At 59.7% G+C, this 11191-nt stretch carries 15 protein-coding genes; 8 read left to right on the plus strand and 7 right to left on the minus strand.

What is annotated here, in order from left to right:
- Positions 1-57 precede the first annotated feature (57 nt).
- A complete protein-coding gene (locus FE702_RS09955; protein ID WP_147126076.1) occupies positions 58-639 on the plus strand; it encodes a DNA-3-methyladenine glycosylase I in 582 nt (193 codons plus the stop codon).
- On the opposite strand, the gene FE702_RS09960 is transcribed toward FE702_RS09955, so the two are convergent.
- Both FE702_RS09960 and FE702_RS09965 read right to left on the minus strand, forming a co-directional pair.
- A complete protein-coding gene (locus tag FE702_RS09960; protein WP_147126077.1) occupies positions 636-947 on the minus strand; it encodes an H-NS histone family protein in 312 nt (103 codons plus the stop codon). The genes FE702_RS09955 and FE702_RS09960 overlap by 4 nt on opposite strands.
- A gap of 145 nt (positions 948-1092) precedes the next feature.
- Complete coding sequence (locus tag FE702_RS09965) at positions 1093-1653, minus strand: TlpA family protein disulfide reductase (RefSeq protein ID WP_147126078.1); 561 nt, start codon at positions 1651-1653, stop codon at positions 1093-1095.
- Between the two features lie 14 nt (positions 1654-1667).
- On the opposite strand from FE702_RS09965, the gene argH reads away from it, so the two are divergent.
- The 3 genes from argH to FE702_RS09975 are packed head-to-tail and all read left to right on the plus strand — an operon-like array spanning position 1668 to position 3531.
- The gene (gene argH, locus FE702_RS09970) at positions 1668-3056 is read left to right on the plus strand and encodes an argininosuccinate lyase (protein ID WP_147126079.1); all 1389 of its coding nucleotides are present in this window, start codon (positions 1668-1670) and stop codon (positions 3054-3056) included.
- Positions 3053-3226: a hypothetical protein gene (locus FE702_RS18620; protein WP_186827043.1), complete on the plus strand. Its 174-nt coding sequence runs from the start codon at positions 3053-3055 to the stop codon at positions 3224-3226. Before argH ends, FE702_RS18620 begins: the two co-directional genes overlap by 4 nt.
- Complete coding sequence (locus tag FE702_RS09975) at positions 3226-3531, plus strand: DUF2834 domain-containing protein (RefSeq protein WP_147126196.1); 306 nt, start codon at positions 3226-3228, stop codon at positions 3529-3531. Before FE702_RS18620 ends, FE702_RS09975 begins: the two co-directional genes overlap by 1 nt.
- Positions 3532-3652: 121 nt before the next feature.
- On the opposite strand, the gene plsY is transcribed toward FE702_RS09975, so the two are convergent.
- The 5 genes from plsY to FE702_RS10000 are packed head-to-tail and all read right to left on the minus strand — an operon-like array spanning position 3653 to position 7604.
- Positions 3653-4261, minus strand: a complete 609-nt coding sequence (plsY, locus tag FE702_RS09980; protein WP_147126080.1) for a glycerol-3-phosphate 1-O-acyltransferase PlsY — start codon at positions 4259-4261, stop codon at positions 3653-3655.
- The gene (gene pyrC / locus FE702_RS09985) at positions 4254-5531 is read right to left on the minus strand and encodes a dihydroorotase (protein ID WP_147126081.1); all 1278 of its coding nucleotides are present in this window, start codon (positions 5529-5531) and stop codon (positions 4254-4256) included. Before pyrC ends, plsY begins: the two co-directional genes overlap by 8 nt.
- 2 nt (positions 5532-5533) lie before the next feature.
- On the minus strand, positions 5534-6076 hold the full coding sequence (locus FE702_RS09990) for a hypothetical protein (protein WP_147126082.1): 543 nt from the start codon (positions 6074-6076) through the stop codon (positions 5534-5536).
- The gene (locus tag FE702_RS09995; protein ID WP_255449648.1) at positions 6073-6657 is read right to left on the minus strand and encodes an aspartate carbamoyltransferase catalytic subunit; all 585 of its coding nucleotides are present in this window, start codon (positions 6655-6657) and stop codon (positions 6073-6075) included. The genes FE702_RS09990 and FE702_RS09995 overlap by 4 nt, the downstream gene beginning before the upstream one ends.
- Positions 6654-7604 carry an aspartate carbamoyltransferase catalytic subunit gene (locus tag FE702_RS10000; RefSeq protein ID WP_147126083.1) on the minus strand — a complete coding sequence of 317 codons (951 nt, stop codon included), beginning with the start codon at positions 7602-7604 and terminating at the stop codon, positions 6654-6656. The genes FE702_RS09995 and FE702_RS10000 overlap by 4 nt, the downstream gene beginning before the upstream one ends.
- A gap of 99 nt (positions 7605-7703) precedes the next feature.
- On the opposite strand from FE702_RS10000, the gene FE702_RS10005 reads away from it, so the two are divergent.
- The 4 genes from FE702_RS10005 (at position 7704) to FE702_RS10020 (ending at position 11189) form a co-directional block, all read left to right on the plus strand.
- The gene (locus tag FE702_RS10005) at positions 7704-8477 is read left to right on the plus strand and encodes a uracil-DNA glycosylase (protein ID WP_430303172.1); all 774 of its coding nucleotides are present in this window, start codon (positions 7704-7706) and stop codon (positions 8475-8477) included.
- On the plus strand, positions 8470-9090 hold the full coding sequence (locus FE702_RS10010; RefSeq protein ID WP_147126085.1) for a LysE family translocator: 621 nt from the start codon (positions 8470-8472) through the stop codon (positions 9088-9090). The genes FE702_RS10005 and FE702_RS10010 overlap by 8 nt, the downstream gene beginning before the upstream one ends.
- Positions 9087-9629, plus strand: coding sequence for a molybdenum cofactor biosynthesis protein B (gene moaB, locus FE702_RS10015; protein ID WP_147126086.1), 543 nt, complete (start codon positions 9087-9089; stop codon positions 9627-9629). Before FE702_RS10010 ends, moaB begins: the two co-directional genes overlap by 4 nt.
- 102 nt (positions 9630-9731) lie before the next feature.
- Positions 9732-11189, plus strand: coding sequence for an efflux RND transporter periplasmic adaptor subunit (locus tag FE702_RS10020; RefSeq protein ID WP_147126087.1), 1458 nt, complete (start codon positions 9732-9734; stop codon positions 11187-11189).
- Positions 11190-11191 lie beyond the last annotated feature (2 nt).

An 11191-nucleotide genomic window follows, 5' to 3' on the forward strand; every position in this document is an offset into this window, starting at 1 on the left:
TCTGCCACTTTGATGCGAGACTGCACAAAACAGCCTAAGGCGGCGTAAACCTGTAAAATGCAAGACACTGCACCATCAAAGCCGCGCTGCACGTGGGTCGGCCCCGACCCGATCTATATCGCCTATCACGACACCGAATGGGGTGTTCCCGAATACGATGCACGCGCGCTTTGGGAAAAGCTTGTGCTTGACGGGTTTCAGGCTGGGCTCAGCTGGATCACAATTCTGAGGAAACGCAACGAATTTCGCAGGGCCTTTGCAGGGTTCGACCCGGAAACCATCGCAAACTGGGGCGAACCCGAGGTGCAAAGCCTTTTGCAGAACCCCGGCATTGTCCGCCACCGGGGCAAGATTGAGGCCGCGATAATTGGCGCGCGTGCCTATCTGGAAATTGAGGATTTCAGCGCCTTCATGTGGCGCTATGTCGACGGTCAGCCGCTACAGGGGAATTATGCAACTCAGGCGGATGTCCCCACGCAATCACCGCTCAGCACCCAGATTTCCCGAGATCTGAAGAAAGCCGGGTTTAAATTCTGCGGTCCCACGATCGTCTATGCATGGATGGAGGCCTGTGGCCTGTTCAACAACCACACACAAGGTTGCCACAGGCACTCCGAAGTCAAAAAACTGGCGCGTTAAATCGCCAGTTCATCAAGGTCTTTTCCTGCTGCCAGGGCTTCCTTGATCCAGGCAGGCTGACGCCCACGTCCGGTCCAGGTTTTTGTCGGATCATTCGGGTTCCGATATTTTGGCGGATTAATCTTACCCGCCTTTTTTCCGCCAGTCAGATCAGACAAAGAAAATCCCATTTCCTTGGCCGTGGCTTCCAGCTTGGCAAGCGCCTCCGCTTTGACCCGTTCATCGTAACTGGCAATCGCCTTGGTTACATCTTTTTGCAGCGAAACGAGCTCTTCCTTGCTCATTGTCTGCAGATCGATATCTGCCATGTTGTTTTCCTTAGTAGAGTGGTTGAGGACCGAAAAAATGCTCCCCATACTTTTATAAAAGAAAACAATAAACCGTTAAAGCCCCTTGGGATTGCCGCCAGAACACGGCGAAATTCCGCAACCATTGGCAGAGTTGTTACAACCTCTAATTTATTTCCGCAGGTTGTCTCAGGGTCGAAATAATCGCCTTCGCGCTGTCGCTCGCCCAGTCGGCGTCACCTTGCATGCGCGCGATTTCCTGACCTTCTCGATTGATAATCACGGTAATCGGAAGACCGAGAACAGCCATATCTCGCGCCACTCTTTGTCTTGGATCGCGATAATACGGCAAATTGTCGACCCCGATTTCATTAAAGAATTTGGTCATACCCGCAATTTTGTTGCGCCCCGTTGCAATGGTAACAACTGCAAAATCGTCGCCACCGAATTCAGACTGCAATTCCGAAAGCATCGGCATCTCGTGGCGGCATGGCGCACACCACGTTGCCCAGAAATTCAGCAAAACGAATTTGCCTTCGTAGTTCGACAGAAAATGCTCTGTCTCATCAGGAAGATAGAACGCAGCGTCCGATACGGGTTGCGGTTCGCTATGGAAGTTCAGCTTTTTCATCTCCCCTTCACGCAGCGCCTCAAGCGCCGGGATGTCGAGCGCGTTTGCGCTCGTGACAACAGAAAGATAGAGCAAGGCAGACAATACGAACCGCATGGGTGCTTCCTTCTATGACCTCTTCCGCAAACCAGATGTGGGGCGGGCGCTTTGCCGCCGGACCAGACGCGATCATGGAGGCGATCAATGCCTCGATCGGTTTCGACCAACGGATGGCGCGCCAGGACATCGACGGCTCACGTGCCCATGCAGCGATGCTCGCCGCCACAGGCATCATTACGGATAAGGACGCAGAGGCCATCCGGGAAGGGCTTCTCACAGTCTTGTCAGAGATTGAGGCCGGAACGTTTCAGTTTTCGACCGCTCTGGAGGATATCCACATGAACGTGGAAGCGCGGCTCAAGGAAATCATCGGGGAACCCGCCGGCCGCCTGCATACAGGCCGGTCGCGCAATGATCAGGTCGCCACCGATTTCCGCCTTTGGGTGCGGGATCAGGTCGACGCCTCGATCACTGGCATTCGTGCGCTGATGGTGGCCCTGCTGGGTCAGGCCGAGGCCGGAGCCGATTGGGTCATGCCCGGTTTCACCCATCTGCAAACCGCACAACCGGTCACATGGGGCCATCACATGATGGCTTATGTCGAGATGCTGTCGCGGGACCTGTCCCGGATGGAAGATGCCCGCCGCCGGATGAACTATTCGCCACTGGGAGCCGCCGCACTTGCGGGTACGTCATTCCCGATTGACCGCGAAATGACCGCCAAGGCGCTTGGCTTCGACGGGCCGATGTCCAACTCGCTCGACGCCGTGGCCGACCGTGATTTCGCGCTGGAGTTTTTGGCGGCCGCCAGCATCTGCGCGATGCACCTGTCGCGGCTGGCAGAGGAGCTTGTGATCTGGTCGTCGGCCCAGTTCCGGTTTGTGCGTCTGTCTGACCGGTTCTCGACCGGCTCGTCGATCATGCCGCAGAAAAAGAACCCCGATGCCGCCGAACTGATCCGTGCCAAGATTGGCCGCATTTTCGGGGCGAACGTCGCATTGATGACCGTGATGAAGGGCCTGCCCCTGACCTATTCCAAGGACATGCAGGAAGACAAAGAACAAGTCTTTGACGCCGCCGACAACCTCATGCTGGCGCTCGCCGCGATGGAGGGCATGGTCAAAGACATGGAAGCCAACCGCGACAGCCTGCGCCATGCGGCCGCCAGCGGGTTTTCCACGGCGACCGATCTGGCCGACTGGTTGGTCCGGGTCCTTGGCATGCCGTTCCGCGATGCGCACCACGTCACCGGCTCGCTCGTGGCCCTGGCCGAGGGTGAAGGCGTCGACCTGCCCGACCTCACGCTTGCGCAGATGCAATCGGTTCATGGGCAGATCACCGAAGACGTCTATAACGTTTTGTCAGTTGAGGCATCGGTTGCCTCTCGCATGTCCTATGGCGGTACAGCCCCAGATCAGGTCCGCACGCAGGTCGCCAGGTGGAAGGAGATTTTGGCATGAGAACTCTGGTCGCTTTGATCGTTTTGTTGGGCCTCGCCGCCTGTGGTGCTGACGATCCCCCGATCCGCCCCACCGCAAACCTCGGCGTGTCCATCGGCCCGGGGGGGATCAGCCCGAACGCATCGGTTGGCGCGCGGCGTGGGCCATTCTCTGTGGGTCTAAACCTGTGATCCGCTGGCTTTGGCTCGCCCTCGCCGTCTGGGGCACCATCCACCCGATGAGCTATTTCATCGCGTGGTTTCAAGAAAACGGCTGGTCGATCATGGCCATGGTCGATGCGTGGCACGTCAATGACGCGACCTCGGGGCTGGTCTGGGATCTGACGGTTGCAGCGGTCACGCTGACGATCTGGGTGATTTACGAGGCGGTGACGAAACGCGACTGGCTGCGCCTGCTCGCGATCCCGGCGACATTCTGCATTGGGGTGAGCTGCGGCCTGCCGCTCTATTTGTTCCTGCGGGATCGAAAGTCTTAGGCAACCTCCGTTCAGATAGCGCCGAACCGAGGGGTGGCGCAATCGCGCCGCCCCGTGGGGGCGGTTCGGCGCGGCGCAACGGGACTCGTTGCGCAGTCGCTCTGCTCAGCAAACGGAGCGTCTAAGATTTTTTCCCAATCTTACTCTCGGTCCCGGCCCGCAGCCGCGCAATATTCTCGCCGTGTCGCCAGATAATCAGCGCCGCCAGCGCCACGCCCAGCGCTACGCCTTGCGGATACCCCGTCACCGCCATCCAAACGGGTGACAACACCGCTGCCACCAACGCAGACAACGACGAATACCGCGTCACCGCCGCCACAGCGAGCCACGTCAAACACACCGCGATCCCAGCAGGCCACCACAGCGCAAGCATCAGACCAATGAAGGTCGCAACGCCCTTGCCCCCCTGAAAGCGCAGCCACACCGGCAGGCAATGGCCAAAGAACGCCATCAGCCCAGCCAGTTGCGCGGCATCGTCCGCCACTAACAGACGCGCGATCAGCACGACCATCCCGGCCTTGCCCGCGTCAAAGATCAGCGTCAGCGCAGCAGCGAGCTTGTTGCCGGTGCGCAGCACATTGGTCGCCCCGATATTGCCCGATCCAATGGCGCGCAGATCGCCCAACCCAAAGAGCCGCGCAAAGACGATGCCAAACGGGACCGACCCGGCAAGATATCCAATAGCCGCCCAAAGCAACAGAACCGGAAGGCTCGACACCAACTCAGGCATTGTCACCTCCGAACACGCGGCGCCCACCGACCCATGTCCCAGTCACCCGCCCTTGCATCCGTGCCCCATCAAATGGGGTGTTCTTGGATTTTGAGCGCAAGGTCTCGCGATTCAGCACAAAGGGCGTATTCGCGTTGAATAGGATCAGGTCCGCAGGCGCGCCCTTTTCCATCCGCCCTTGTGGCAGACCGAGCCGTTTCGCAGGGTTCAAAGACAGCGCTCGAAACAACGTCGGCAAATCCAACTGCCCTGCATGGAACAGGCGCAACGCCGCAGGCAGCAATGTCTCCAGCCCCACGGCCCCCGATGCGGCGACCTCAAAGGGGAGCCGCTTAGACTCTTCATCCTGCGGCGTGTGCATCGAACTGATACAATCGATCAGACCCGACTTCACCGCCTCAATCACGGCGATCCGATCATCCTCGGACCGCAGCGGCGGCTTGACCTTAAAAAACGTCCGGTAATCCGCCACGTCCAGCTCGTTTAACGTCAGGTGATGGATCGACACCCCTGCTGTCATATCCAGACCATTGTTCTTGGCCCGCTCTAGCGCAGGCAACGCCCGCGCCGTCGTAATCTGGTCCGCATGATACCGCGCGCCTGTCATCTCGATCAGCGCAATGTCCCGGTCCAGCGCCATCCGCTCGGCCATCGGCGTGACCGCCGGGATACCGCGCAAAGACGCAAACTTGCCCGACGTTGCCGCCGCTCCTGTGGACAACCCCGGCTCCTGCACGTGGGCCATTACCAGCGCACCAAGCGACCGCGCATAGGTCAGGCAGCGCGAGAACACCTTGGTGTTCTCGACCACCCGGTCGCAATCCGTGAATGCCACCGCGCCCGCATCCTGTAAAAATCCAATCTCGACCATCTCGCGGCCTTCGCGGCCTTTGGTCAGTGCGGCCATCGGCGCGATGCGCACCGGGCTGGCCTCGGTCGCGCGGCGCGTCTGGAACTCCAACACCTCCGGCGTATCAATATCGGGCGTTGTGTCAGGACGCGTGACCATCGTAGTCACCCCGCCTGCCGCCGCAGCAGCCCCAGCCGACCCAAAGCTTTCCTTGTGACGCTCGCCCGGCTCGCAAACTTTCACGCCGATATCCACGATGCCGGGGGCAAGATAATGCCCACCGCAATCGACCGTCACGCCGTTATCCAAAGCACCCTCGACGACGTCTGCAATCACACCGTCGCGCACGACGACCGTGCCGGTGATCACCCGTCCTTGGCCGGGATCAACAATCTTCGCGTTGCCGAAAACCTCGTTCATGCTCACCCCGCCAGCCAGATAAAGACCACGACAAATGCCGCCAGAAACAGCAAGACCGCCGTCGCAACCATCCCCCCGATCCGGGCGTCCGACTTTGCCTTTTTCCCCGGCAGTGGTGCTGACGAAAACGGTGCCGCGCTTTGCGCCGCAAGGGCTTCACCGGTCCAATCCACACCATCCTCGGCATAGGTCCCGATCAAGGTCACCTCAGGCGCGAGGTCATAGGTTCCACCCTCATCCGAAAATGCCGAAGACGGAACAACAGCGACCCAGCCCGACAGCGCCGAGAGCTTGGCCCGATCTGCAGCCAGAGCCTCTTCCGGCACGCCTTGCCCGTCCCTCAGATAACCGACAAGCCCAAGCTCTTCGAGTTCACTGACAGCAAACACCTCCGCCGTCTCGCCCAGCGCCGCGCCGCCCAAGGCCATCCCAAGCCACGCCCGATTTTCTTCAGCCGAGCGCCCTAGAAATTCATTCGGCGGCACCGATATTGCAAAAACCCGGATCAGACCGCTTTCGGCTGGTTTCACCGTTACACTGCTCATGTCTCCGGCTCCTGATAATCGCCTCGTTGGATCGCACGAAAAAGCGAATACACCCTGCGTCCGTTAGAAATGCCTTCAAATCCCACATCGACGTCATAGGCCCCGTTTTCACCGCGCTTGGACTCCGTGGCAAAAATGACGGATGGAAAAATCCCATCGCGGAACTCAAGAGGGGTGTCCGCGTCAATCGGATAGCTCTTTAACCGCTTCCCCTGAATGGGCAGATTGGTGGCAATGAACGCGCGCTTCGTCGTCAGCGTGTAATGGCTACTCTTGCGGGTGATCGCCCCGCCAAAAACTTCCCAGAACAACATCGACACGCCGACACCAAAAAACAGCAGGCCAAACATCCAGAAAAAGCCGCCGCCCTGTGATGCCATCGCCATCCAGAATATGGAGAACCCAGTAAAGAACAGCGCGAAGGGTATCTTGAAGAACGACGACGTCTTCAGACCAGTCGCTCCATCTGGCTGTCCCTGCCAAAGAATGCGCTCATCTTTGTCCAAAAGACCCGCCCAAGGATCAGGTCCCGCATCCAGGCTTTGGGTTGACCCGGCATCTGATCGGGTTGCGGTGCTCACACCATCACCCCTTCCGGCTGCGCGCGACGCGACTGCATCAACAGGTCCATCGCGGCCATGCGCACGGCAACGCCCATCTCAACCTGCTCCTGAATGACCGAGCGGTTGATATCGTCAGCAATTTCGCCGTCGATCTCGACACCCCGGTTCATTGGTCCGGGATGCATGACAATCGCGTCTGGCTTGGCATGTGCCAGCTTCTCGGCGTTCAGCCCATAGCGGTGGTAGTATTCACGCTCTGACGGAATAAACCCGCCATCCATCCGCTCACGCTGAAGGCGCAGCATCATCACGACGTCCACGTCCTGCAGGCCCTCGGCCATATCCTCAAACACTTCGACGCCAAACTCTGACATCCCCGACGGCATCAAGGTCGGCGGCCCGATGAGGCGCACGCGGTTTTCCATCTTGCCGAGCAGTAGGATATTCGACCGCGCTACGCGGCTGTGCGCAATGTCCCCGCAGATCGCGATGGACAAACGATGCAGACGCCCTTTGGCGCGCCGGATCGTCAGTGCGTCCAGCAAGGCTTGCGTCGGATGCTCGTGTTTGCCGTCGCCTGCGTTCAGAACCGCGCAATTCACCTTTTGCGCCAACAGGTCCACCGCACCGGAATGCGGATGCCGCACGACCAGCAAATCAGGATGCATCGCATTGAGCGTCAGCGCCGTATCAATCAGCGTCTCACCCTTTTTGACCGAACTGGTTTGCATCGCCATGTTCATCACGTCGGCACCCAGCCGTTTACCGGCCAACTCAAACGACGCCTGCGTGCGGGTCGAGTTTTCAAAGAACATGTTGATCTGCGTCAGCCCCGCCAGCGCATCGGTGTGTTTCACCTGACGGCGGTTCAAATCCACATAGCTGTCTGCCAAATCCAGAATCGCGGTGATGTCGTTGGGGTGCAGGGATTCAATCCCCAGAAGGTGCTGCAACCGTGTTGTCATCGCGTACTCCCTTGGCCTCGCGTCTTAGACGGTGGTCATTCGGGCGGCAAGGCATTTGACCACCCCGCCCCGCGCCCATAGCTTCACCCGGTGGAATCAATGGATTGGCATATCGCCCGCGCGGCGCTGGACTGGCAGGTAGAGCTTGGCGCGACCGAGGCGATTGGTGACGTCCCGGTCAATCGCTACGAGGTCGAGGCAGAAGCCCGCGCCGCCAAGGCAGCAGCGCCCGCCGCCATGAAATCCGTGCCGCCCATTCCAGCACAGGAACCCGAAATCGATGCAGTGGCCGAGGCCACGCGCCTTGCTGCTACGGCCCCATCGCTTGAGGCGTTGGCAGACGCCCAAGCATCCTTCGATCATTGCGACCTGAAGAAAGGCGCGCGCAATTTCGTCTTTGCCGATGGGGTCGCAGGCGCGCCTCTGATGATTGTCGGCGAAGCCCCGGGGCGCGACGAAGACCGCGAAGGGAAACCTTTTGTCGGACGCGCAGGTCAGCTTTTGGATCGAATGCTTGCCGCCATCGACATGACACGCGCGCAAAACGTCTACATCACCAATGTCCTGCCGTGGCGTCCGCCGCAAAACCGCGACCCAAAGCCCGACGAAATGGCGATGATGCTGCCTTTCGTCAAACGCCACATCGAACTGGCTCAGCCCAAGGTCCTAATTGCCATGGGCAACCACTCCTGTCAGGCGCTCTTGCAGAAACGCGGCATTACTCGCTTGCGCGGTCAGTGGCACGAAGCCCTTGGCTTGCCGGTAATCCCCATGCTGCACCCTGCCTACCTGCTGCGGCAGCCCCACGCCAAACGCGGCGCGTGGGAGGACCTGCTCAGCCTCAAATCCAAGCTAAGGGACCTCGATGGTTGATCTTGCGCTGTTCCTCGCGTTCCTTCCGGCCGCTTTGGCTTTGGTGCTGACACCCGGTCCGGATACGCTCTTCACCATGGCGCAAGGCCTGCGTGCCGGGCGGCGCGCCGCGCTTGCCGCTGCGGCAGGCATCTCGACCGGCAACGTGATCAATTCAGCACTGGCTGGCGCAGGTCTGGGGATCATCGTATCCGCAGCACCTTGGGTATTTGGCATCGTCCGCTGGATCGGTGTTGCCTATTTGCTGTGGCTCGCATGGAAAACCCTGCGCACACCTTTAGCCGGGGCAAACACCCGGACCATCCGTCCGGCACGCGCCTATCGAGACGGTTTAATCGTGAACCTCTCGAACCCTTCCGCGATCCTCTTTGTACTGGCCTTCATGCCCCAATTCGTTGATCCAACGCTGGCGATCTTCCCGCAATTCCTGATTTTCGGCGTGACGCTTGCGCTGCTGAACTTTTCGGTAAAGGCAATGGTTGGCGCGTCGGCTGGCACCGTTGGCCCTTGGTTGGCACGCAACGCCCGCATTGAACGCGGCCTGCGTTATGTCACAGCTGGCATATTTGGCGCTATCGCTGCACGTGTCGCAATAACAGGACTTCGCCCATGAGCCGCATAGACGAAACCAAGGACTTTCTGCCGACACGCATCGCAATCCTGACGGTTTCGGACACCCGGACCATTGACGATGACAAATCCGGCAACACCCTGGTCGACCGGCTGACGACCGCGGGCCACTCACTCGCCGACCGCAGGATCATCCCAGACGAACGCGACCAGATTGCGGACCAGCTACGCACGTGGTGTTCAGACCCTGATATCGACGTGGTCATCAGCACAGGCGGCACCGGCCTGACCGGCCGTGATGTCACTGTCGAGGCGCATCGTGACGTGTATGAGAAAGAGATCGACGCCTTCGGCACGATCTTTACCATCATCTCGATGCAGAAAATCGGCACGAGTGCGGTTCAAAGCCGCGCAACTGGCGGCGTCGCTAACGGCACATACCTCTTTGCCCTGCCCGGCAGCCCCGGAGCCTGCAAGGACGCTTGGGACGAAATCCTCGCCAAGCAACTCGATTTCCGCCACCGCCCCTGCAATTTCGTCGAAATCTTTCCCCGTCTGGATGAACATCTGCGACGGAAATAGGCTGCTATTGCGTAACAACTGCGTAGGTGGGCATTTGTCGTTCACCGCGCAGCCCCTAATTTAAAGGGGCATCCGCAGGCCAACCGAAGACAGGACGACCTAATGCGATTTCTCCGACGCTCCCTCACGGGATTGTTCATGGTGGCTTTGACGCTTGGTCTATTGGCGTATGCGTTTGGCAATGTGCAGACCGCTATCATCGCCCAAATGAACGAAGAACCGGGCTCGCGCCCGGCACGTGAGAGGGTCTTTGCGGTGAACACCATCACGCTGATCCCCGGCACCGTCGAGCCTGTGCTTGAAGTCTTTGGAGAGGTACAGAGCCGCCGCGCCCTCGATATTCGCAGCGAGGTGTCTGGCACCGTCGTCGAATTGGCACCTTCTTTTGTCGAAGGCGGTCGGATCAACGCGGGCAGTCTATTGATGCGCATTGATCCAGCCGATGCAGAAACCAGCGTGGCCTTAGCAGAAGTCGATCTTCTTGATGCCGAAGGCGAGGTTACTGACGCACAAAATGCGCTCGCACTTAGCCGCGATGATCTCAGCGCTGCGCGCGAACAGGCTGCCTTGCGGGAACGTGCGCTGAACCGTCAGCGCGATCTGGTCGATCGTGGCGTCGGCACCGAAGCCGCCTTGGAAAGCGCAGAACTGTCTGCCTCCTCTGCGCGCCAAGCTGTGCTGTCGCGTCAACAGGCCATCCAATCCGCGGAAGCTCGCCTGAACACAGCCAAAATCCGCCGCGACCGGGCACAGATCAATCTCGACGAAGCCCGACGCGATTTGACGAACACTGAAATCTACGCGGCCTTTGACGGCACGCTCAGCGACGTGTCCATCGTCGAGGGAGGAGTTGTGTCTACCAACGAACGTGTCGCTCAACTCATCGATCCATCTGCACTTGAGGTCGCTGTTCGCGTTTCCACCTCGCAATACAACCGCCTGACGGAAAGCGGACAACTTCTTGAAAGTCCTGCACAAGTGACGCTGGATGTCTTTGGCCTTGATCTAACTATAGACGGCACGGTCAGCCGCGAAAGCGCATCGGTTGGTGAAGGGCAGACCGGGCGGCAGCTATTTGTCAGCCTGAGCGACGCCAGCGGCCTGCGTCCCGGAGATTTCGTCCGTGTCGGCATCCGCGAGCCCTCGGTCCGTGGCGTGGCCACGATCCCGTCGGCGGCCCTTTCTGCGTCGAACAAGGTCCTTGTCGTTGGCGAAGATGAGCGCCTGAGCGAAGCCGATGTCATGTTGGTCCGCCGTCAGGGAGAGGACGTGCTCGTGCGCGCGCGCGGCTTGGCTGGCCAACAAATCGTTGCCGAACGCTCACCCCTGCTTGGTGCCGGGATCAAGGTGCGTCCGCTCAGCCCCAGTGACGGAACCGAGATCGCAGCAGCGCCAGCCATGATTGCGCTCGACGAGGAACGCCGCACGCGGCTGATTGCCTTTGTCGAAGCCAACAACCGCATGCCCGCCGCAGCCAAGGAACGCGTCCTGAGCCAGTTGCAGCAACCCGAGGTGCCCGCCGCCATGGTGGAACGCATCGAAGGCCGCATGGGGGGCTGATC

Origin of the sequence: Shimia ponticola (genome assembly GCF_007995215.1) — a bacterium.
Lineage (GTDB): Bacteria > Pseudomonadota > Alphaproteobacteria > Rhodobacterales > Rhodobacteraceae > Shimia_B > Shimia_B ponticola.